At 43.0% G+C, this 23,958-nt stretch carries 17 protein-coding genes; 5 read left to right on the forward strand and 12 right to left on the reverse strand.

Going from position 1 to position 23,958, the window contains the following annotated elements; genetic code table 11:
- Positions 1-109 precede the first annotated feature (109 nt).
- The 5 genes from ACIGBM_RS12340 to recG all read right to left on the reverse strand — a co-directional run bounded on the left by ACIGBM_RS12340 (position 110) and on the right by recG (position 9,192).
- Complete coding sequence (locus ACIGBM_RS12340; RefSeq protein WP_397477928.1) at positions 110-1,045, reverse strand: DMT family transporter; 936 nt, start codon at positions 1,043-1,045, stop codon at positions 110-112.
- A gap of 89 nt (positions 1,046-1,134) precedes the next feature.
- Positions 1,135-1,845: a helix-turn-helix domain-containing protein gene (locus ACIGBM_RS12345; RefSeq protein WP_397477929.1), complete on the reverse strand. Its 711-nt coding sequence runs from the start codon at positions 1,843-1,845 to the stop codon at positions 1,135-1,137.
- A gap of 84 nt (positions 1,846-1,929) precedes the next feature.
- Positions 1,930-5,019, reverse strand: coding sequence for an efflux RND transporter permease subunit (locus ACIGBM_RS12350; protein ID WP_397477930.1), 3,090 nt, complete (start codon positions 5,017-5,019; stop codon positions 1,930-1,932).
- The gene (locus ACIGBM_RS12355; RefSeq protein WP_397477931.1) at positions 5,016-6,308 is read right to left on the reverse strand and encodes an efflux RND transporter periplasmic adaptor subunit; all 1,293 of its coding nucleotides are present in this window, start codon (positions 6,306-6,308) and stop codon (positions 5,016-5,018) included. The genes ACIGBM_RS12350 and ACIGBM_RS12355 overlap by 4 nt, the downstream gene beginning before the upstream one ends.
- Positions 6,309-6,840: 532 nt before the next feature.
- Positions 6,841-9,192 (reverse strand): ATP-dependent DNA helicase RecG, encoded by a 2,352-nt coding sequence (gene recG / locus ACIGBM_RS12360; protein ID WP_397477932.1) that lies wholly within the window; start codon positions 9,190-9,192, stop codon positions 6,841-6,843.
- Between the two features lie 279 nt (positions 9,193-9,471).
- On the opposite strand from recG, the gene ACIGBM_RS12365 reads away from it, so the two are divergent.
- On the forward strand, positions 9,472-10,476 hold the full coding sequence (locus ACIGBM_RS12365; protein ID WP_397477933.1) for a patatin-like phospholipase family protein: 1,005 nt from the start codon (positions 9,472-9,474) through the stop codon (positions 10,474-10,476).
- A 174-nt stretch (positions 10,477-10,650) separates the two neighbouring features.
- On the opposite strand, the gene ACIGBM_RS12370 is transcribed toward ACIGBM_RS12365, so the two are convergent.
- Positions 10,651-11,238, reverse strand: coding sequence for a hypothetical protein (locus tag ACIGBM_RS12370; RefSeq protein ID WP_397477934.1), 588 nt, complete (start codon positions 11,236-11,238; stop codon positions 10,651-10,653).
- Positions 11,239-11,636: 398 nt separating this feature from the next.
- On the opposite strand from ACIGBM_RS12370, the gene argA reads away from it, so the two are divergent.
- Positions 11,637-12,959, forward strand: coding sequence for an amino-acid N-acetyltransferase (argA, locus tag ACIGBM_RS12375; RefSeq protein WP_057762129.1), 1,323 nt, complete (start codon positions 11,637-11,639; stop codon positions 12,957-12,959).
- Between the two features lie 134 nt (positions 12,960-13,093).
- Here argA and ACIGBM_RS12380 read toward each other — a convergent pair whose 3' ends face one another.
- Positions 13,094-13,825: an FKBP-type peptidyl-prolyl cis-trans isomerase gene (locus ACIGBM_RS12380; RefSeq protein WP_057762133.1), complete on the reverse strand. Its 732-nt coding sequence runs from the start codon at positions 13,823-13,825 to the stop codon at positions 13,094-13,096.
- Positions 13,826-14,281: 456 nt separating this feature from the next.
- Between ACIGBM_RS12380 and ACIGBM_RS12385 the strand changes: the two genes are divergently transcribed.
- Entirely contained in the window at positions 14,282-15,946 is a 1,665-nt protein-coding gene (locus ACIGBM_RS12385; protein ID WP_379543391.1) for a mechanosensitive ion channel, read from the forward strand.
- Between the two features lie 145 nt (positions 15,947-16,091).
- Here the strand turns inward: ACIGBM_RS12385 and ACIGBM_RS12390 are convergent, their stop codons facing one another.
- Positions 16,092-17,543, reverse strand: coding sequence for a hypothetical protein (locus ACIGBM_RS12390; protein ID WP_397477935.1), 1,452 nt, complete (start codon positions 17,541-17,543; stop codon positions 16,092-16,094).
- 298 nt (positions 17,544-17,841) lie between these two features.
- On the opposite strand from ACIGBM_RS12390, the gene ACIGBM_RS12395 reads away from it, so the two are divergent.
- Positions 17,842-18,624, forward strand: coding sequence for an SDR family NAD(P)-dependent oxidoreductase (locus ACIGBM_RS12395; protein WP_057762139.1), 783 nt, complete (start codon positions 17,842-17,844; stop codon positions 18,622-18,624).
- Between the two features lie 179 nt (positions 18,625-18,803).
- On the opposite strand, the gene ACIGBM_RS12400 is transcribed toward ACIGBM_RS12395, so the two are convergent.
- From ACIGBM_RS12400 to ACIGBM_RS12410, 3 genes are all read right to left on the reverse strand, one after another.
- A complete protein-coding gene (locus ACIGBM_RS12400; protein ID WP_397477936.1) occupies positions 18,804-19,499 on the reverse strand; it encodes a lysophospholipid acyltransferase family protein in 696 nt (231 codons plus the stop codon).
- A gap of 165 nt (positions 19,500-19,664) precedes the next feature.
- Positions 19,665-21,551 (reverse strand): DNA topoisomerase IV subunit B, encoded by a 1,887-nt coding sequence (parE, locus tag ACIGBM_RS12405; protein WP_397477937.1) that lies wholly within the window; start codon positions 21,549-21,551, stop codon positions 19,665-19,667.
- A gap of 110 nt (positions 21,552-21,661) precedes the next feature.
- Positions 21,662-22,330, reverse strand: coding sequence for a YqiA/YcfP family alpha/beta fold hydrolase (locus ACIGBM_RS12410; protein WP_397477938.1), 669 nt, complete (start codon positions 22,328-22,330; stop codon positions 21,662-21,664).
- 187 nt (positions 22,331-22,517) lie between these two features.
- Between ACIGBM_RS12410 and ACIGBM_RS12415 the strand changes: the two genes are divergently transcribed.
- A complete protein-coding gene (locus ACIGBM_RS12415) occupies positions 22,518-22,778 on the forward strand; it encodes a DUF1289 domain-containing protein (RefSeq protein WP_201572773.1) in 261 nt (86 codons plus the stop codon).
- 398 nt (positions 22,779-23,176) lie between these two features.
- Here ACIGBM_RS12415 and ACIGBM_RS12420 read toward each other — a convergent pair whose 3' ends face one another.
- Positions 23,177-23,512, reverse strand: coding sequence for a hypothetical protein (locus tag ACIGBM_RS12420; RefSeq protein ID WP_397477939.1), 336 nt, complete (start codon positions 23,510-23,512; stop codon positions 23,177-23,179).
- Positions 23,513-23,958: the final 446 nt, after the last annotated feature.

Raw genomic sequence — 23,958 nt, forward strand, 5'->3', positions numbered from 1 at the left:
TCAACTTACCAGTTTTAGACTAACGTCATACAAAGAGTCATACTTAGTAGGCAGTCACTCATCAAAAATACTGCTTGTTATCAGCAACATTGTTTTGCTAATTGTTTGATTACTTATATAGTGCATGTCTTCTTCGATAACCTGTCAGTTTTGGCGTCTTCATTACCTGCAGTAAGAGACAGATTATCATTAGTGACATTCCTAGCCAGCCGATAGGAGAGAATGTTTCACCGATTATAATGATAGCCAATATAGTGGCCACAATAGGTTCTAGTAACGTGATAAGCGTTGCTTTGCTCGCCTCAATCACTCTCAACGCTTGACCAAAAAGTAAATAACCAAAGAACATCGGCGCAATTGCTAGATATAGGGCAACGCTTATATGTTTTACATCTAAAAACAGGTTTTCCCCTGTTAATAATAATGATGGCAACAATAAGATTGCAGACAGACCAAAAATGCTAGCCATCGCTGATTTCGAGTTTACCCCGTTCTCTATCATTTGACGTGCTGACCATGAATATGTGGCATAGGTCAATCCTGCAACTAACCCTAACAACACGCCTAGTATTCGACTATTTGCTTGTGCGTTTATATCTAAATATTGAGTTTTCCCTAAAGTTAGCAAAATAACGCCAACCACACCAAATATAAAACTTATCACCCATCGACTACTGACTCTTTTATTGCTAATCAGACGCTCCATGATAACAGTGAAAAATGGTGCACTGGCAATTGAGATCACTGTACCAATAGCGACACCAGCCGATCTCATAGAGGAATAAAAAGCTAAAGGATAGATAGCAACGCATAGGCTACCGATGAATAAGAGACTGGGCTGAGAAAGTAGTTTCTGTCTATCGCTTAATAAATTATTCTTAGCATTCAATACTAGCAATACACCGCCTACCCCCATCGAAAACGCACCAACGGCTAATGGACTAACGTCAGGTATAAAAGCAGAGGCTGTACCTGTCGTTCCCCAAAGGACACTGGCAGCTATCACACATAAAATAGCACTTAGACTAGATTTATTCTGCAGCATAGTAGCTACCTCTAACGTTATAATGAATAATATTATTATAGAGAGTTACAGACTACTATTTGTGCAGATTGGACGGTTTGCATGTCTGGTTAGACGTGTTTTAATTTGGAAGGGGCAATACCGAAATATTTAGAAAATCGGCGGCTAAAAGCACTAACATCCGTATAACCAACCAGTTCGGCTATGATAGCGATAGGTGAATCAGTATGTAGTAACAAAGCTTGCGCCTTTTGCATTCTGATCTTTGTAATGTATTCAGTGACGGTCTGGTTTGTTTGCGATTTAAAGTTCTTTTTAAACTGTGTGGCACTGAGACAGGAGATATCCGCCAACACTTCGATAGAAAGGTTGTTAGCAAAATTGTGGTGAATATATGCGACGACTTCTCTAATTCGAGCGTCATATTGCACAAATAGATTTTGTTGTTCTAGGAGTTTATAAAAGGTATCAAACATCAGTCTCTCGACTTCAGGGTTGATTTGATACCTTAACTGACTTTCTGAAAATTCCAAAAATGCCAACAATGGCGAACTTATAGAAAAGACAATTTGTGATGAATGAAGCACATTTTCTGGCAATAAAGCTGTATCCACAACGATAAACTTTGCATTCTCTTCAGCGCTAAAGTAATGCTTTTCATTTGCCTTGACGACAACACATTCGCTCGGAATAACCTTTCCAGTATAGATCCCAACTTCGATATTGATTGCCCCTCGCAAAGGCAAAACAATCTGATGAAAGTCATGAGAATGCCCTCTAGTTTGACGAGTATATGACCTAATTGAGAGTGTATTAATCATTCAGCAGTTTCCACATTGCTACTATTGTGTCGTGTCTTGGCTCATTATTTGGTTAGCTATTTGGCTCTCTATGAGAAGTGACTATTAGAGGTCACTAGGTTTGCCATGTGGAGCTAACCATTTAGCAAACCACCCAGATAAATCATCCATCAAGGTATAGACGACAGGAATAACAACCAAGCTCAATAGCGTAGAGGTTACCAAACCACCCAGTACCGCTGCTGCCATCGGACGCCTAAACGTAGGATCTGCATCGCCCCAACCAAATACTAGGGGCAACATACCTGCACCCATCGCAATGGTCGTCATGATAATAGGCCGTGCACGCTTGCGACATGCATCTACAATAGCCTCAAAACGCGCTAGACCTCGGCGCTGGGCAATCAATGCGTAATCGACCAGCAGGATTGAGTTTTTGGTCGCAATACCCATGAGCATAATAAAGCCAATCATCGAAGGCATCGATAAGCTGCTATTGGTAATCACCAAACCCACAAATGCCCCACCAATCGACAGAGGTAACGCCATCAGAATGGTAAAAGGCTGCAATAAACGACCAAAAAGTAGAATCAGCACGCCTAAAATACAAACCACACCGACGGACATCGCAATGATAAAGCCACTAAAGAGGTCTGCCATGTTTTCGGCTTGACCTTGGTCGATAATGGTAATCGAAGGCGGCAGTTGCTGCATGGTCGGCACTGCTTTGACCGCTTGTACCAAATCGCCAAGCTCGCCACTCGCAGGTTGTACCGTGATACTAATGGCACGCTCTCGATCCAATCTGCTAATTTGCGCAGGCCCAGTGCCAAAGTCTAGCGTAGCAACCTCACCGACGCGTACGCCTTGACCTGCAGGCATAGTACTCGGCACGTACAAACCTTCTAGTTGGCTAACATTTTGCTTAGCCGCGTCAGGTAGACGTACAACGATTGGTACTTGGCGCGTATCAAGATTAAGCTTGGACAATTGCTGCTCGTAGTCGCCTACAGTCGCCACACGTAGAGTCGTAGCGATATCTTGCGTGGTCACCCCTTTGTCAGCCATTGCCAATCTATCTGGCGTTACCGTTAGCTCTTGGCGTGGTAGACTGCGATCACTGGTCACAGCGCCTGCACTTGGTAGCCCCCGAATCTCAGACATGATTTTTTGTGCAGTTTGTTCAAGCAGTTGCGGATTGGTACTGGTCAATGAAAAGTTATAGCCACTTTCACCACCACTCGATAGGCCGACTGTAAACCGTGCTCCTGGCACTTCTGTCATCAGCTTACTAATTTTGCGTTCTATCTCTTGCTTGGTGCCTCGTTCTGCACGCGGAGCAAGCACGATATCCAAGCCCGCAATGTTTTCAGCCTTACCGCCGCCACCATCTGACGCACCCATCGACGCCTGCGCCTCTCCCACTGAGGTAAAGATATTGGTCACCTCAGGCATGGCCAAAATGCGAGCACTCGCTAGCGCTGCCACGCGCTCAGTATCTGCCAACGACACGTCAGGTGTCAGCTCAATAGCCACTCGAGTTTGATCGATATCGTTGTCAGGGATAAATGACGTGGGTAGCAACTTAACCAGAGCTAGCGATGCTACAAATAAAACAAGTGTTGCACCCATGGTCAACCAACGATGATGTAGGGTCCAAGACACAATCTTAAGATAGTACTTCATCATCGAGCTTTGTTTTTCGACGTGCTTTTTCTCAGGTCGTAAGATATAAGCTGCCATCATAGGGGTAATCAGGCGCGCCACCATCAGCGAGGCAAAAATTGATAAGGCAGCCGTCCAACCAAACTGACGGAAAAACTGTCCAACGATGCCGCCCATAAAGGCTGTTGGTAAAAACACCGCAATCAAAGTAAAAGTGGTGGCGACGACCGCGAGACCGATTTCATCAGCGGCTTCCATCGCCGCTTCATAAGGCGTCTTACCCATGCGTAGATGGCGTATGATGTTTTCGACCTCAACGATTGCATCATCGACCAGCACCCCAATGACCAGCGATAATGCCAGTAGCGAGATAATGTTGAGGCTAAAGCCAAATAAATACATACCCAAAAAGGTTGGAATCACTGATAACGGCAAAGCAACCGCGGCAACGATAGTCGCTCGAATATTGCGCAAAAATAGGAAGACTACCACTACAGCCAACAGCCCACCCTCGATGAGCATTCTTAACGAGGCTTCATAGTCTTCTGCAATGGGTGTCGCTCGGTCATAGACTTTCTCAATACTGATATTACCGACATCAGCAGTCAGCTTGGCAAGCTCCTCATCAACTAGCTCCATCACATCGACTTCACTGGCACCGCGCGAGCGAGTGATGTTAAATGCCACTACGGTTTGACCGTCTAGCTTGGCAATCGAGCTTGGATCTGCTGCGCCGTCAGTGATTTTTGCCATACGACCTAAAGCTTGTGTACCTCCTGTAGGGACAGCCACTTGCAAATCGTTTAGCTCATTTGCTCGCTCAACGGCACCGAGAACACGGATGGTCTGAGTCGTATTGCCAACTTCTGCCTCCCCGCCAGAGCTGTCCTGCTGGATACCAGCGATTTGCTGCGATAATTGCGAAATAGAAAATTTCAAACCACTTAACGCAATTGGGTCGGCAGCAACCGTAATTTCACGCTGCAACCCGCCAACACGGCTCACGGTACTAACGCCTGGTATATCAGATAGCCGCTTGGTAACGGTATCATCAACAAACCAAGATAGATCCTCCACGCTCATATTCTCAGCAGCAACAGAGTACGTAACCACTGGAAACCCAGCGGTAGATACTTTGGTAATGATAGGATCGTTGGCCGCAGCTGGTAGATCACCACGTACTTCGCCGACTGCTGACCGCACATCGTCTACCGCTTCTTGAATGTCTTTTTCTAAGGTGAATTCAGTGGCAATGGTTGCCGCACCCGTCTGTAGCGTGGTACGAATATGGCTCACGCCTTCGATACTGGTCAGTTTATTTTCAATCTTTTTGGCGATATCGTTTTCGAGCTGTGAAGGCGCAGCACCGGGTAGCGTGACCGTGACTACCACCGCTGGCAAGTCTATATCTGGAAATTGCTGGACTTTCATTTTCATGAAACCGTAAATGCCGCCCAACGTCAGCAGCACAAACAGCAAGATAGCAACGAGCGGATTTTTGATCGAATAAGCGGAGACGTTTAAGCTCATGGCTGTGCCTGCACTGGCTTACTGGTTTGAAACACACCATTAACAACGCGCACTAGGTCACCATCATTTAAGAAGCTACCGCCCTGTTTTACGATACGACTGTCATTGGGCAAAGGCTCTAACACTGCTACGCTCTCGCCCAATCGCTCACCCAATGTTACTCGCTGCTGCTTGATACGTCCCATCGACCGATCGTCTCGAGTAGTCGATTCGGTAACGAGCATCACATAATCATAACCATCATTGCTGACCACTGCGCTATTAGGAATCGTTTGCGTACTGGTATTTCCTAATAGGAATTCGCCTGTTTGATACATGCCTGCACGTATCTTTGAGTTGGCAGCTAGGCTGGCATAAATCGTAATTTGGCGGTTGTTGTCTGCGGTTGGTGCGATGCGGTTTACTTGCCCCATCACTGTATCACCACCCGGTAGACCGACTTGTACAGGCGTACCAACGTTTATATCACCGATAAGCTTAGGATCTATATCTGCTCGCCACTCCAAAATGCCGCCCTTGATAATCGTAAATAGCGGATCCCCGCCTGCCACCTGCCCAACTTCTACCATTTTTTCACTGATAATACCGCTGACAGGAGCGACGACTTTTGCGTTCTCTAATGTCAAACGCTGATTGCTCAAACGGGCTTTGGATGCTTGCAAAGAAGCTCTGGCACGGACTTCCGAGGTACGATAGCGATCGGCCTCTTGTTTGCTAATGGCATCGATATCGATCAATGGCAGCACACGTGCAGCGTCAGCACTAGCATTGGCAAGAGTAGCTTCCGCTTCTGCGACATCTGCTTGCGCCTGTAGCACTTGCTGCTCCATAGCATCGGTATCGAACACGGCTAAGACCTGACCCGCTCTAACCCGGTCACCTTCTTCGACCAAAATACGCTCGATAGCCACACCATTGACTTTTGCACTGACGTTCGCAGTATCCTTAGCACTGATGGTTCCATCGGCACTGAGGGTGCTGCCGATATCATCTTGGCTTGGACTGACTGTTTCTACTGAGAGTACCGATTGCTCAATACTGGCATCGCTACCAGTTGCCTGATCGTTTGCGACAGAATTAGAAGTTGCTGACTCATCTGTAGCTGCATTACTATCATTGCCCCAATACTTGCCAAGCAGCACCCCAACCACTAGCACGGCTGCCAATACGGGCCATAACCATATTGGTAATTTTGCAGATGGTCTTTGAGATGAAGTGTCAGGTTGACGATATGGCGGCAACTCAGATTCAGCTGACGGCTTAGAATGGGTTTCTTCAAAATCGCTCATGATAACTCTCTGTAGGTACAGTCAATATTGAAATACTCGATATAAAATGACTAAAAATATCAATCATTCACAGCAATAATAAAAAGTGGCACGCAATCGAAGCAATGTTTGGATAGCCTGATATAGGGCTATGAGCGTTACTTACAGAGAATATTACGATGTTCTCTAAAGCACTGTTTATTATTATAATAGTCCATCAAATTATCGAGAATAGCATATATTTAGTTATCATCTTATTTTTATATATAGGGTCTAGCGTTCATAAATTTAATTGAAACTTAGACCGAATATCTGTGCAATGTTCAAGGCATATCGACCAATTTAAAGAAATGAGAGCGAGTGCAGCCAGCTATTGAATATCTGATGTATTCAACGACTGACTATGGATGGAGTGTTGTCTATAAATAACTTTAACCTTGCGGCCATGCTGTTTGATTATATCCAGAGCTAGGTTCAATGACATACTGAACCTACTTGCCGATACTAAGCACTATGTACTAGACACTGGATACTAAGCTCTGATTACTAAATACTAAGCATTGGTATAGCGACTTGCTTCAGGCATCCAGCGATGAATCAATTGACTGACATCTACTTTTCGCGCAGGGTCTGCTATCAAATGCTTCGCTAACCGCTGAGCAATGGCAAATAATTGCTCATCACGGATTAGATCAGCCAAATAGTAACCAACGTTACCTGTTTGACGTTTGCCTAACAGCTCTCCTGGCCCACGTAGCTCTAAGTCTTTTTGAGCAATGACGAAGCCATCGGTACTATCACGTAGGACGTTTAGTCGCTCAGTACCTGTCTCCGATAGTGGCTTTTGATATAGCAGTACACAGAAACTTTTGGTCGAGCCACGTCCGACTCGCCCGCGCAGCTGATGCAATTGTGATAGTCCCAAACGCTCTGCATTTTCGATAACCATCAATGACGCATTAGGCACATCAACCCCTACCTCGATGACAGTCGTCGCAATCAGCAAGTCCAAATTACCTGCTTTGAACTCCTGCATGATGGCTTGCTTATCAGCAGACTTCATCTTGCCATGTACCAGTCCAATACGAATATCTAGACGTTCATTTAAGTCCTCATAAGTGGCTTCGGCTGCCTGCGCATCCAAGACACTAGACGCTTCTACCAGTGAGCATACCCAGTATGCTTGCCTACCCGCTTCGCAATTGATCGCAATACGTTCTATAACCTCGTCGCGTCGATTGCGATCGATGGTTACCGTCGTAATTGGGGTACGCCCCGGTGGCAATTCATCAATGATCGAGGTATCCATATCGCCATAGACGCTCATCGCTAAGGTTCTTGGAATCGGTGTTGCGGTCATGATTAGCTGGTGTGGGGTACTATTAGCCACGCCTTTATTGGTCAATGCCATACGCTGCTCAACACCGAATCGATGTTGCTCATCAATGATAACCAAGCCTAATTTAGCGAACTGAACTTGCTCCTGAAACAGTGCATGAGTACCAACAACCACTTGCACGGTATTTTCTGCAACCGCTTCCAATGCTTCTCGGCGTTGTTTGGCCGTTTGCTTACCTGCGAGCCAACCGACACCAATACCTAATGGCTCAAACCATTGCTTAAAATTCAGTAGATGCTGCTCTGCCAAAATCTCAGTCGGTGCCATTACTGCGACCTGCCAGCCACTATCGAGCGCATAGCCTGCCGCCCCTGCTGCCACCAATGTCTTGCCAGCACCCACATCACCTTGTACCAGTCGCAACATCGGAATTGAGGTTGCCATATCAGCAGTGATGTCTTTCATCACTCTTTTTTGCGCACCTGTTAGATCAAAAGGCAATGCAGAAAACAGCTTGTCAGCAAGAGGACTATTGATTGTGCATTTGGGCGCTTTATGCTGATGTAGCTGCTGGCGACGATATAGCAAACTGAGCTGATGCGCAGTCAACTCTTCAATAATCAAGCGCTGGCAAGCAGCATGCGTACGAGCACTAAGTTGAGTGAATAGTTTGTATTGCTGAGACGCGCTGGTATAAGTAGGCGGCGTATGCAGCAGTACCAATGCTTCAAATATCGTTAAATTATAGACATTGTGCTGAGCAATACTGGCCGCGACGCTATGTATGTCATTATCTGCCTGATAGGTAGAAGGACTGGGTTTGTATACGCTATTGCCAATCGCATTATCAGGCACGCTGCGTGCTAACGTTGAGAAAATATCTTCGGTATATTCGGCCTCTGACACCGCTGACTTAGATGGCTCAAAAGGCACTAATGGCAAATCGGATACAACTGCAAAATCTTCAGCCGTAAACAATGTCATCGGCAGACCTTGGCTCCGAACTGTTTGCAATGCCAGCTTAATTAAAGTGCGCAGCTTGTTTTGATGTAAGCCTTTAACTGTAGGATAAATAGGCTGCAATCCCGTATCGGTCATGACTGTATTGTCAGTGATAACTTGATATTCAGGATGATGTATTTGCTTGCCGTAGCGGCTGACTTTGACCTCACCAAATAGCTGTAAACGTGTTCCTAAATTCATAGTCTGTACCAGACCACGATAGACCTTAAAAAACCGTAACGATATCGTACCCGTATCATCGTCCACCGTCACAGTCATCCCACTGCGTTTGGTATCGACATGGACGATGTGACCGGTAATTAGCACTGATTGTCCATGTTCTACATCGGCGATTGATACCAGTCGACTACGATCCTCATAATCACGGGGCAAATGTAATAGCAAATCGAATATCCGCTTGATATTCAATTGCGCCAACTGCTCTGCGACTTTTACCCCCACACCTGCTAGCGCAGACACTGGCATATCTAGTGCTGACAACGGCATGTCAGATCTAAAGTGATCTAATGAGTTGGCTGAGGCATGACTCTCCGATATTGGCATTAAAGTTCCTAACAATATTATTTTTAATTTTTGTATGCTAAATCGAGCATTTTTAGTAGGTTGCACATGATGACTTGTAGCATAGAATAGCCATAACGATAGTACGTATAAAAAGTCGACTCATTTCATTATAGCTGACAATACAATTGCTTATGCTAGGCTATTTAGTAAAATAGCACCTATACAGTCCATCTACTATAGATAAACCGCTTCTCCTCATCATACCAATAACTGATGTCTTATTTTTTGAATTCTGGCAATTTCGTAAGGTGTTTTTCTATGCTTATTTCAATTTTGCCTCATCAGTTTCGTCACAATCTGATTCGTCATAATTTAAAACTACTGAGGTTGAGCTTAATACCAATTCTCGGTTTTTATATTAGTGCGTGTAGCATCTTGCCATCGACTACTCCCGACACACCAGAGCCTGTTATTAAAGCCCCTACTGTCGCACTGGTGTTGGGTGGTGGCGGTGCAAAAGGGTTTGCCCATGTAGGCGTCATCAAGGCGCTAGAAGAAAACGGTATCAAACCAACATTAGTAGTCGGTACGAGTGTGGGTAGCTTGATTGGCAGCTTATATGCCAGTGGTTACACGCCGGCACAGCTTGAGCAATTGGCACTGACCACTACAGATAGCCAGCTCACAGACTTTACCTTGTCCAATCAAGGTTTTATCGAAGGTATCAAGTTAAAAAACTTTATCAATAGCAAAGTGAATGCGCGTGCTATAGAAGACTTCCCCATTGCTTTTGCGGCAATCGCAGCAGAAAAATACACTCTGAAGAAAACAGTCTTTACCACTGGCGATGCTGGGCTTGCCGTGCAAGCGTCCTGTAGCGTACCTAATATTTTTATTGCCCCGCGCATTCCTGAAAAGGTCGGTAAAAAATATATCGACGGCGGTTTGGTCAGTTTAGTACCAGTAGATAGCGCCTATGACTTGGGTGCTGACATTGTCATTGCTGTAGATGTGACGGGAGCTCGAGGCAGTGATAGTACTAATAATCAAATACCGATTATGAACTCATTGAGTGACTTTTGGGGATTTCTCGAGATCAATATTCTAGCTACCAACCTGACTGCTAATCGCTCCGCATCAAACCAGATCGAGCGGGATCGAGCGGATATTGTTATTACTCCCAATGTCGGTCGTAACAGTTCGATAGATACTAGGCAGCGGCGCAGTCTGATACAAGCAGGCACTCAAGCTACAACGCCACAAATCAATGCTATCAAACAACTTATTCAAGAGAAATCTAGTAGCAAATATGCCACGCTGTAGCTGAGTATTATTAATTACTTATCAGCATAAACACCAAACGTCCTGTCACACCATAAAAAAGCACCGCAGCTATAAACTGTAGTGCTTTTTTATTGATAGCTTTCAATACTAAATGGATAGTTTTTAGTGCTAACTACATCAATACTAGCTAAATTCTAATCCAAAAGTTCAGGACTATTTAACGCGCGCGCGATATTTTACAGCGACGGTATCATTTAGGCCTACGCCTTCTAGGTCCCAACGTACCGCTTTATAGTATTTAAGCGCGACATCTTGTAGTTGATTATCTACTTTGGTACGTAATGGCATACGAGCAAAGTTATTGCCATCTACACTGCCATATGGGAATTCAGGAGCAACAGTCTTCAGCAGCTCTACCTGCTCTGGAATGCTCATCGTAACGGTCATTTTACGGACGCGATCTGCATTGGTATTGGTAAAGTATCCTTGATATTCCAATACATTACCTGACTGCAAACGAGTATTGGTATCTACAGGGACAAGCACTTCTTGACCGTTGGCATCAACACTGACCAATGACGCTGTGATTCTACTATTAACGGCCTGAGCACTTGAGTTGCTGCTCTTGTTGGCATCTGTCTGAATAGCCATCGAGCTATCAACCGCTTGCTCTGGTGTTGGCAGCATCGCTGAGGCTTGTGTGACTACCATTGCACCGATGAGCGTACCGGCAACAATGTGAAATAAGCGGTGGCCGCTCCAAGCACTGAACGGGCTAGCAAACTGGTTACTTTTTTTCATGATTTTCATTATCCCTGGTTGATATATCGGTAAAACACAGATGGTGCAACTTAAGTTATTTTTATAATTTGTTCAACAGATAAAACGCATTACGATGTACATAAGATATCGCTGTGAAATAGCTCATACAATCTATGAAGCACCTGAACTCACTTATCTAACCTGATTATCTTCGCTCAGCATCTGTAAAGCAATAGCGCTTAGCATAACAAAAAGCATTTGTACGTACATTAACCCAGTGTTGAGGTTGTGTATATCAGCGATTGGCAATAAGAATGCTTGAATACAGCTGAAATAAAAGATAGCTCATAACCGCGTTTTTTGCTATGGTAAATCTTTAGCGTTAGGCATTTTTTTGCTGCGCCCCTTTTCTTATTCTAACGACTACTGCTCCCATTATGACTACTAGCTCCATGCCCCAGATCAACCCTGAATACGTCCATTGGTTCCGTAACTCTGCACCTTACATTAATACCCATCGCGGCAAAACTTTCGTGATCATGTTTGGTGGTGAAGCGGTCAATCATGCGAACTTCAGCACACTTATTCATGATTTTGCCTTGTTGCATAGCTTGGGTATCAAGCTGGTACTGGTACACGGGGCACGACCGCAAATCGAAAAGAACTTAAAAGACGCTAATATTGAATCGCCGCTACATCAAGACATCCGTATTACGCCACGTGCAGCGATGCCATCTATCTTACAAGCCGTTGGTGCTATTCGTTTACAGATTGAAGCTCAGCTATCCATGGGACTGGCCAATTCTCCGATGTATGGTTCGCGTATCGATGCGATATCGGGTAACTTCGTGACAGCGCGCCCATATGGTATCCGTGAAGGTATTGATTACCAAATGACGGGTGAAGTGCGTTCTATCGATGTGGAAGCCATCAAAAACAACCTACTTCATGACCATATCGTTGTACTAGGCTCGATGGGCTACTCTGCGACTGGCGAAGTATTTAACTTATTGGCCGAAGATGTGGCCCTAAGCGCGGCCGTAGCATTGGGTGCTGACAAGCTTATATTCTTAGGTGAAGAAGCGGGTATCAACGATGATGATCGTTTATTACGTGAAATGATTCCTAATGAAGTTGATCGCTTCTTACGTGACCGTGATCTAAATTGCGAAATCAATTATTTCTTAAACTGTGCAAGCTTGGCCTGTCGTCAAGGTGTGCATCGTACGCATATTATCTCGTATGCCAAAAACGGTGCATTACTAGAAGAGCTATTCACACGTGATGGTTCTGGTACGTTGATTAGTCATGATCCTTATGAAGAAATTCGCCGTGCCAATATCGATGACGTGGTTGGTCTGATTGAACTGCTGTCACCTCTAGAAGAGCAAGGCATCTTGGTCAGTCGTTCACGTGAGCGCTTGGAGCAAGAGATTGATAACTATAGTGTGATTGAGCGCGATGGTATGATTTTGGGCTGTGCAGCATTGCATACGCTAGATTCAGAGTCAGCAGAAGTCGCCTGTGTTGCCGTGCGTCCTGAGTACCGTAGTGGTAGCCGCGGTGCAGATTTACTAGCGTTTCTAGAACAGCAAGCGCGTAGCCATGGCTTGTACAAGCTGTTTGTTTTGACCACTCGTACCGCACACTGGTTCGTCGAGCAAGGCTTTGCTGAAGTTGAAGCCAGCGCTTTGCCTGAAGCACGTTTAGAAAAATATCATAATGGCCGTAACTCTAAAGTCTTTCAAAAGAATCTATGATTTATCACCAACTTGATATCTGCTTTGTAAGGTCGATATCAGTCTGATATAGAATATTTAATCAAAAAAAGCCTTCATATAATTATGAAGGCTTTTTTTAAGTTAAGTACCTAAACACTATTTGTTTTAGATACTTATTTTACTTTTAATAGCTCAACAGTAAAGATAAGCGTGCTGTTAGGCTCGATACCAGCGTTACCCGCTTCACCATAAGCGATGTCTGATGGGATATAGAACTCGTATTTTCCGCCTTCTTTCATCAACTGTAGACCTTCAGTCCAGCCAGCGATTACTTGGTTTAGTGGGAACTCGATTGGCTCACCGCGCTCATAAGAGCTATCAAATACCGTACCATCAAGCAATTTACCTTCGTAGTTTACCTCAACCACGTCAGTTGCTTTTGGTGATTTACCAGTACCTGCTTTGATAACTTTATACTGTAAACCAGACTCTGTTTGCTTCACACCTTCTTTTTTAGCGTTCTCTGCTAAGAATGCAGTACCAGCGGCTTTATTTTCTGTCGCTTTGGTTTCCATGTCTTTAACGAATTGCTCTTCTTGCTCTTTTTGATAGTCCATCAATACTTGTTGCATTTGCTCTTGGGTCAATGCTGATTCATTGCCTTCGTAGCCATCACGGAAGCCTTTTTCAAAAGTATTTAGGTCTAGATCTTTGACAGCGTCTTTATTGCCTTCTGCCATCATGAAACCTAAGCTATAACCTACTTTTTCACTAGCTGAGCTTTGTTCAGTAATGGAAACGCTTTGAGCGGCTGTTTCTTGATTGCCATTGTTGGTGCTACAGCCTGTTACTAACAACATAGCGCTAGCAAGTGCACTAACGCCTAAAGTAGTGATTTTTTTCATAAAGTACTCTCTAATTGTAAGAATAGTGGCGAGATGTCACATTCCTCTATAATAACAAATCTTAGTTTTGGGAACCACGCTTTGCACGAAATTATCGGGCCAATGTATAGTCTATGTTAATATCTTCTATCATAATAACAAGTTATCACACAAATATAGTAACAGGTAAAGCTTTCTGTCTTTAAATCCATCAATACATCAGCTAAGCTGAATTAGTTAAGGAGATAAGTAACCGAGCGTTAATTTTTATCAAAAATAAGCAGATATCGATAGCGAAGTCACTGTAATATAAATAAGAGATACTGCTGATAATAATTTATGCTCAAAAACGATAATATCTCTATATAACTGATTCTAAAAATACTATTTATGACAACCATCTGTATGTCTTGCTCATTAATCGCTGTATGAACATTGTTTTTGGCGAGTTATATAAGATGCTTCAAGGAGGATAAGATGAACCCAATGTACACATCTTTTAACGGCTATCTCGGTGGACCTATCGGTTCCATCATTGGTGCTATTTTGATATTCGTTATTGGTTGGTTAGTAGCCCTTGGTATCGCAGCACTGGTACGCGGCGTACTCTCTAAAGTTAATCTCAATCAGCGTATGAACTCTTCAACTGGTAAGACCTACGACCTTGAAGGTATCATCTCCAAAATTGTTTTCTGGTTTATTTTCATCATTGCTATCTCAGGCGCACTTAGCCAATTAAACTTAAACTCTATCTCAGCACCATTCGCAAATATGGTTAATCAAGTATTGGCATTTATCCCTAATCTTATCGGCGCTATCGCACTTGGTGTGATCGGTTGGGTCGTGGCTACTGTTGCACGCACAGCGATCAACGCAGCTCTTGCGAAAACCTCTATGGATGAGCGTTTAAGTGCACAAGCTGGTGTAAAACCAATGAGCAGCACGATTGCTGATATGGTTTACTGGTTCATCTTATTGGTTGTGTTGACCATGGTACTTGGTCAATTAGAGCTTGATGGTTTGTTCGCGCCACTGACTAATATGGTCGACAAAATCTTTAGCTTCATCCCTAATATCTTGATTGCTGGTGTGGTCTTCGTCGTTGGTTATATCATTGCCAAAGTCGTACGCGGCATCGTAACCAATCTTGTTTCTACTTTTAATGTACAAGAATTGGCGTCAAAAGCAGGTTTAAGTGAGCAAAACAGCTTACCTAACATTGCAGGTTCATTAGCATTTTTAGTGGTTATTATTCCAACCATTATTGCTGCTCTAAATGCACTAAAAATCGAAGTAATTGCTCGCCCTGCGACCAATATGCTTAACAAAATCATGGAAGCCTTGCCAAACATCTTTATGGCAGTCGCTATCCTAGTAGTAACTTTCTATGTTGTACGCATGGTTGCCAACATCATCAAAGGTCTGATTGAGAACACTCAAATCAATCAATTACCTGCGAAAGTTGGTCTACAAGAAACCATGGGTGATAAGAAAATCTCTGACCTAGTTGGTTATGCGATTATCTTCTTCGCTATGCTATTTGCTGCTATTGCAGCTGCTGACTTGTTAGGTTTCGAGCCTATCTCAGCTATTATCACGATGTTTATCGCATTCGGTGCAAATATCATCTTAGGCGCAATTATCCTATTCATTGGATTCTGGCTTGCCAATATCATTGCAGGTGTGGTTGAACGTTCTGAGCAAGGTTCACAATTCCTAGCAAACATCGTACGTGTATTAATCATGGGCCTAGTATTAGCAATGGGTCTAAAAGCGATGGGTATTGCCGATTCAATCGTTAACCTAGCATTTGGTCTGACACTAGGCGCGGTAGCCGTTGCCTTTGCCCTATCATTTGGTCTTGGTGGTCAAGAAGCTGCAGCTCGCTTCCTACGTAAAATGCAGGATAAGATGGATCATGAACGCACTGAAGCGAAAGCAAAATCTGCGCTACAGCCAAGTTCATCAACTCAAGAAAAAGTTGCTGATTCAGTTCGTGAAAACACGCCATCTGCTGCTAGCACACCTACCACTGATTTACGTACCGATGTAGTTGATACACCACGTGTTGATACTAATGACATCTACAACAGTGATGACGTACTCCCTGGTAGCGGTCTCAATGACGACCTCAATAAATAAGTATTTTTGATTGTTTAGTTTAGATACGAAAAAGACAGCCTAGGCTGTCTTTTTTTATGTTAGTAAATATATTAATAATATCTGTGGTTCTTAATATCTATAATTCTTGTTATCAAAGTTCATTCAAACAATTTCACGCTATAATCTATTGCTTATCCTTACGTGCTGGAATCGTTAAGCTCATCTGTACTTGAGGTAGCTTCTCTTTTTGCGCCTTCGCAGGTTTACCATCCTCCATGCTACTAGCAGGTGGCATATTTTGCTTATCTAATTCTTGTTGTTTTAGTTTCTGCATTTGCTTAGTAAGTTGGCGCTCCCGCTGAGTCATCGCATCAACTGGCTGAATCCACAAATCAATATCGAAAAAACTCTCATTATTCTCAGTGATAAAGTCGATACCAAGCACGACTACATGATGTAGCTCAATAATTGGCAAACGCGTAGCAACGTCTTGTGCGATCTTCGCTAGCTTTGGTTGGACAGCGGCTTTACTATTAGGCCCTTTTGACTCCTGACTATAAAAAACCAGTACATAATGTCGTCCCAAACTCTCATAAGAATGTTGATGTACGACATAGCCATCTTTTTGCAGTGCTGCGCTCTGTTTAGGGTGTCTATATAGCGTACGAATAAGCTCGTGACGTGAAAACAAAGATTCATCTAGCAATTGACGTTGCCAGTGAGCGAGTGGTATTGCTGTTTGGTCGTCGTTATTAGCTGCGTGCTTTTTACCATACGTATCTATCATCTGCATACTTAGCTGAGACCATATCGTGGCTGCCTGTATCATATGCTGATGGTACATCTGAGCAGTTGAGCTTTGGTTCTTGTAGGCAAGCGTAATGGCTACCAGTGCTGAGTTAGGTTCGTCTTGTACTTCATTTTTGATGAGCGCATTGTCTACTACAATAGCAGGGGCAAATAAATCTGAGCTTTGTAAGAAACGCTCAACCAAAGCGTCTTCCGATTCAAAACTTGGAATATGGTTTACGGCCGACTGCTGCAGCTGCTCCAGATGATAGGCTAAGAAACGCCTTAACTCACACGGGGTTCGTACCGCTGCTGCGATCGAGTACCAATCATCCCAGCTAAATACTTGTAGCAGCTGCATGCTTTCGCTCATGTCGACAACTAAGTCTTCTAAAAAGTAACGAACCCCAAAATTGTGTTTAAGTCGCTGTAGAGCACTATTTGAATGGTTTGCACTGTCATCGTTATCACCTTGATTAGGACTACTACCCCCTCCAACAAGCTGAATGTCAAAAATCATGGCTTCATAACCAATTGAAGCATTGTCTTCATTTTGAGTCGATAATGACTTGTACCACGTAAGTGCTGACTTTACCGCAGTCATGCGTACAGCCTCAATGTCAGCTGATTCTGTATCATAGGGTAAATACAGTGTCAGCTCCAACAGCTGTAGCTTGCCAAGTGGTAACTGATATTGATATTGACGAGCGATATACTGAGCATTATATTCATGCTCAATTGTATGCATGCCTGCCAAGGTCACTGCCATAGCATCGGCTTGTAAATAACTGACCAGCTCAGTCGTCAGGTAGCCCCAGTCGGGCATAGTAGTAATCGAATGGGACACAAGTTCCAACCTTCTATTATCGTATGGTGAATATCGCACATGCCAGCTCGTAATAATAACAACATGATTATCGCGTATTACAAATATCTGAATGATGCAAAATTATGCTACATAAGCACTAACAGAGACAGTCGCTTTCAAAGCGATCACTTGTTATGATGATATTAAAGCAGTATTGCTTGCGTGCAAGTTTATGGATGACGAACTGTACTTAGTTGTATTTATCGAAACCATAGTCGTTGAATTTTTAATCATCGAAACTTTAATGACTATTATATAATAATAAGGATTAAACATTATGAAGCGTTTTAAAGAAAAGACCGTCGTGGTAACGGGTGCAGGTTCTGGTATTGGCCGTGCAACTGCCATTCGCTTTGCCGAGGAAGGCGCTAGCGTGGTTCTAGTAGGACGTACGGCAGCAACATTAGAAGAAACTGCCAAAGAGTTGCCGCAAGATCGTACTTGGATTCATACCGACAATTATCTCATTATTACATGCGACATTAGCGTTCAAAGCCAAGTACAAGAGATGGTTGAGCGCGCTATCGACAAATTTGGCAAAATTGATATCTTGGTAAACAACGCTGGCAAAGCAACTCAAGGCAAAATCACAGAACTATCTGCTGATGATTGGCGTTCTGCTATCGATGTAAATCTAAACGGGACCTTCTACGTCTCTCAAGCGGCTATGCCTCATTTGATTGCATCAAAGGGTAATATCGTCAATATCTCATCGCTCTCGGGCGTAGGTGGTGACTGGAATATGGCTGCTTACAATGCCGCTAAAGCGGGTGTAACCAATTTAACCCGTACATTAGCATTGGATCATGGTTCAGATGGTGTTCGTGTTAATGCGGTTAATCCAAGTGTCACCAAAACCGACATGACTACGGCTATCCAAGATAATGAGTCTAAGACGGATAAGTTCTTAGCTCGCTGCCCGCTTGGACGTTTGGCAACCCCAGAAGATATCGCCGCTGCCATTACTTTCTTAGCAAGTGATGATGCCTCTATGATAACTGGTGTCAATCTACCTGTCGACGGCGGTGTTAGTGCTTCTAACGGCCAACCGCAGTTTTAAATTGTTAAGCTGATAGACATCCAAATATTACTCAAAAAAAGCCCCTGATATCATCATATCAGGGGCTCTTTCAACATCAGTTATTAAAGCTTAATTGTAGGTAGCTTCGATTCTTCGCACCTGTCATACAACCAGTAATTTTAACTTAACTAATTGAACTAATATTTATACCATTTAACTTATTCAGCTGCATTATTTATGTCTTGTAGTGGCTGCGATAAACGCTCAAGATGTCTTGGTAACACCCCTTTATACTGAGAATATATTTTTGGCAAATCTGCTTCAATATCACCTGTAGGATAAACCAGCGACATAAACCGTATTTCTTTAGTATTGTAGTCCATCGCTACTGGCAAAATCGGTACACCAGCACCCACCGCTAAATAATAAAAACCTGTCTTCCACGACTCAGTATATTGTCGTGTCCCCTCTGGTGATAACCCCAAAAATAATGGTTCACCAGTTTTGAACTTATCAATACTGGCTTGTAGCACAGAGCCTTTGTTACCACGATCGATAGGAATAACCCCTATCCAATTTAATAATTGCGCAAACACAGGAACTTTAAATAACGTGTGCTTGCCCATAATGCTGATTTTGACATCTAATGCAAACAGACTTGGAATCGCATAAATACCATCCACATTAGAAGTATGCGGTAAAGCAAGCACTACAGCTTGTGAGATATTTGGAATCTCACCTACCGTACGCCAACCTGACGCCTTTAACAGCGCGGATGCAATAACAGGCGCAAACTTGTTGCCACGCTTTGGAACCTTGTCTCCCAAATGCTTTTTGCTAAGTTTTGGGAGTACTTTGGAGCGCGCAGGTTTAGAAACAACAGACTTAGAACGGTTAAAAATCTTCGGTATCATGACAGCACAATATAATGAAAGGTACTGACATAATACCATTAAGCTTTTGTGGCTAGGCTAAATTTTGCGTGCTTTTATTATGTGATAGATCGTTCAGCCATAAATATAAGTAATGACCTATTTCGATATTTTGCACACATACTTCTTTAGACTCACTGCTACCTCTTAAGAAATATCGGCCAAATCACCTTTGCTCTCAAGCCACGACTTGCGATCAGAGGCACGTTTCTTAGCCAGTAGCATATCCATTACGCTATTGGTCAGTACCATGTCGTCCATATCTAACTGTACTAAGCGGCGTGTATCACGGCTCATCGTCGTCTCACGTAATTGCTCAGCGCTCATTTCACCAAGTCCTTTAAAACGTGTAATCTGGGCTTTTTTATTGCCCGGTACGTTAGCCAAGATATGTGCAAGTTCCGGCTCATCCAGTGCATAGTGAACTTCTTTACCCACATCCACTCGGTACAATGGCGGCATGGCCACAAATAAATGACCCGCATCCACTAGCGCGGGGAAATGCTTCACAAACAGTGCGCATATCAATGTCGCAATGTGCAGACCATCAGAGTCAGCATCCGCTAAGATACATATCTTGTCGTAACGCAGCTCGGACAAATCATCAGAGGCAGGATCAACACCGATAGCAATGGCAATATCATGAATCTCTTGACTTGATAGCACCGTATCTGATGATACTTCCCACGTATTCAGGATTTTGCCGCGCAGAGGTAATATCGCCTGATAGTGACGATCTCTCGCTTGTTTAGCACTACCACCCGCAGAGTCACCCTCTACTAAGAACAGCTCAGCGCCATCACGCAAATCACCACGGCAGTCTGCCAATTTACCAGGCAATGCTGGGCCCTGCGTAATCTTCTTACGAGCGACTTTTTTGGCAGATTTCAGACGACGTCCAGCTTTATTAATCGCCAATTCAGCGATTTGCGTGCCCATTTCCGCGTTCTGGTTTAACCATAGGCTAAAGGCATCTTTTGCCAATGTCTGTACAGCGCCCGCAGCCTCGCGACTAGATAAACGTTCTTTGGTCTGTCCAGAAAACTGTGGCTCAGAGAACTTCAGAGACAGAATATAATTCACCCCATCCCAGACATCTTCTGCGGTTAGCTTCACACTACGTGGTAGCAAATTATGAATGTCACAGAACTCACGAAGTGCTTCTAAGATACCCGTGCGCAGACCATTGACGTGTGTACCGCCTTGAGCTGTGGGAATCAGGTTTACATAGCTTTCTTGAATCGGCGTACCACCATCAGGCAACCAAGACAAGGCAAAGGTAATAGCCGCTCGTTCGCCTGCTTTCGCATCGTAATTATAATAAAACGGTGCTTCAGGTAATGTTTCCAAACCATCTAGTTGTTCGCTTAGATACTCGACTACCCCATCCGTAAACTGCCAAACGACCTTTTCATCATTGATGTCATCAGTAAATTCAATCGTCAGTCCAGCGGCCAAAACAGCCTTTGCTTTTAGATTGTGCTTGAGCTGTTTTACATTAAATTTAGGTGTATCAAAGAAACTACCATCCGCCCAAAAGTGTACTCTGGTGCCACGTTTGCGCTTATTTGAGCTAACTGCTTCCGTCAATGGCGTAACTGGTGCACCATTTTCAAATGCCATATCAAACTGTGTGCTATCACGCCATACCGTAACCTCAACGCGAGTTGATAGCGCATTGACAACAGAGATACCTACACCGTGCAGACCACCTGATACTTCATAATTGGAGGTCGAGAACTTTCCACCTGCATGTAAGCGAGTTAATATCAGCTCAATACCAGATTGACCAAACTCAGGGTGAATATCAGTTGGCATACCGCGCCCGTCATCTTCGACAGACAACGATCCATCACTATGCAATTGCACCTTGATGGTTTTAGCATAACCAGCTAGCGCTTCATCTACTGAGTTATCAATAACCTCTTGCGCCAAATGATTCGGGCGCGTGGTGTCGGTATACATACCCGGACGACGACGGACTGGCTCAAGACCTTCTAAAACTTCTAACGATTGCGCATTATATTGACTCACAAATGCATCCTTAACTATTCGCGTGCGTTTAATTCTATTAAACCATTATAACGAAAAATAGCGACGTTAACGTTAATACTCCATCGCTTACGTCATATAATGTCGTCTATTTAAGGCTGTACTAAACTCTGTAAGATATTCATCACCATGGGCAACTGCTCATCAAAGTCACTGAACCGATGATCGCCACCCTCTTGCACAGTTACCGATGCGCCCTGACCTTGATAAAAAGCTTTAGACAATTCAGAATTTAACAGCTCGTCGCCTTCTTTTAAAAGCACAGCAACTTTATTAGGATAATTTACTGATAAAAGCTGATGATCTGCAAACCACTGTAAATCTGCAGGCATAATACTCCAGCCACCCGCTGTCGTATGCAGGACTTTGCTAGTAGATGACTCATTTAAATTATCTTGACTTGATACTGGTTGATTAGAGAAACGCTGTAAGGTGATATGGGGCTGGATACTAGGGTTAAGCAATAAAACTGGGCAACCTATCTGATTGCTTATCACAGTAGAAAAATACCCACCTAGCGAGCTACCGATTAATACCGTATTTGATAACTCATTCTGCTTATCTGCTAATTTTCTATCTTTACTATTATTTAGCGCTTTGATTAAAGACAGTAATTGCTCACACACTTGTACAGGGGTTTTATTTAAATCAGGACGCAGCACATTAATATCAGGATGATGAAGCTGGCAATATTTTTCTAACAACATCCCTTTGGTCGAGTTGGCATCACTGTCCAATCCATGGATATAAATCAAGTTCACGTATCATCTCACTTATTAATTTTGTTATGATTATCTTATAAAGGCTATCAAAGCTAAGCATAGCACCCGCTAGACGAAAATAATAACAATAAAATGGCACACTATTAGTCAGTATTTGCGACATAATAATGTTGTACAGTGATTTTATGCAGGTCAAAGGAATGACGATAGTCATTATGGAGGAGTCATGAATCAACAGTTTGAGCTGTTCGAGATTGCCAACCCATGTATTGGTCTTTGTCAAAGCAATAAGAAGGGTTATTGCTTTGGTTGCCTGCGTAGTCGAACGGAGCGCCAGTTATGGCATGAGATGACGACAGAGCAGCAACGCGAGGTGCTACGGCTTATCGCAGGTCGTAAGCTGCGTATCGAGCAGATGCGGCAGCGTAAGGATGAGCAGTTAGGATTTGATTTTGAAGAGATACCTGAGATAGGTGAGTTATTTTAAGAAGCAATTAATCAGGCTAGACATGCTAACAGTATTCTTAGAATGCATTAAATTTGGCTAAAATATATGCCCAATAACTTAACAGTAGAATCAGTAGTCCCCACGATATGGCAAAGCACCAATAATATAAGTCGCTAGTAGTAAATACGTAAAAATAAACAGCCATTCCAACACTGATTACAAGTGAAGCTGCATATCCGATCAGTAAGGTAAAGAGAATATTATTCTCAATTTTGGTTAAGCTTGGGCTTCCCTCTGCACACATATAGAAAAGAAACCCGAAGGCAAAAGCCCCGCCAATAGTAATATGCATAAATGATATTAGAACTAGCAACCAAATTGACACGTATACTTCCTTATTAGTCTAATATCCATTTCAAAAGATTGTCAGAAATTTTTTATTTCTTAGGGTCGGTATTAAAATTCAATGCTTTAACGCTCTGTAACTCAATAAAATTAGAAGGAAGCTTTTCGAACACTTCATCTAAGGTATCATTGAACACTTTTAATTCAAAATTCGTTTTCATACCTTCTTGCCAATTATTCCAAGTCTTCTTACTAACTCGGTCAGACATACGTAGATAGATTTGTTCGTTGCATAAGTCCATATAATTATATATTTCATTATTAACAGCATTAGCTTCAGATAAAGGAACTTCATCACCAATTAACACTTTATAAGGTATACGCTGGCTTATATCTCGATATTCTTTGTTGATTGAATCTTCGAACATTACTCTCTGTTGTATATTACTTCGCCTTATTTGGTAAGCAGCAACACCTACACCAAAGACAGTGGCATACGGAACTAAAGTATTCAGGACTTCAATAATAAAAGTTATCAAGTTGATAATAATGAACTCCTAGAAATATAAAGAACAAAGTTAATAAAAAAATATAACTAAGCAAATTATAAGTAAAACTGTCCGTTATCATAATGATTTATTATTTAAAGGCTAGCAAACTATAAATCTAACAATACGATAGAAAAGTGCCGTTAACTATTCTTTGATTTCTATGAATAAAGCATGTGAAAGATAATATCTTTAAAAATATACTCCTAAACATAAAGGAAAATATACGCACAAAGAAAATCCCCCGACAAGCTAATGTCGGGGGATTTTCAGAATAGAGAGCTGACGATGACCTACTCTCACATGGGCGAACCACACTACCATTG

Source organism: Psychrobacter sp. NPDC077938, assembly GCF_044542635.1.
GTDB lineage: Bacteria > Pseudomonadota > Gammaproteobacteria > Pseudomonadales > Moraxellaceae > Psychrobacter.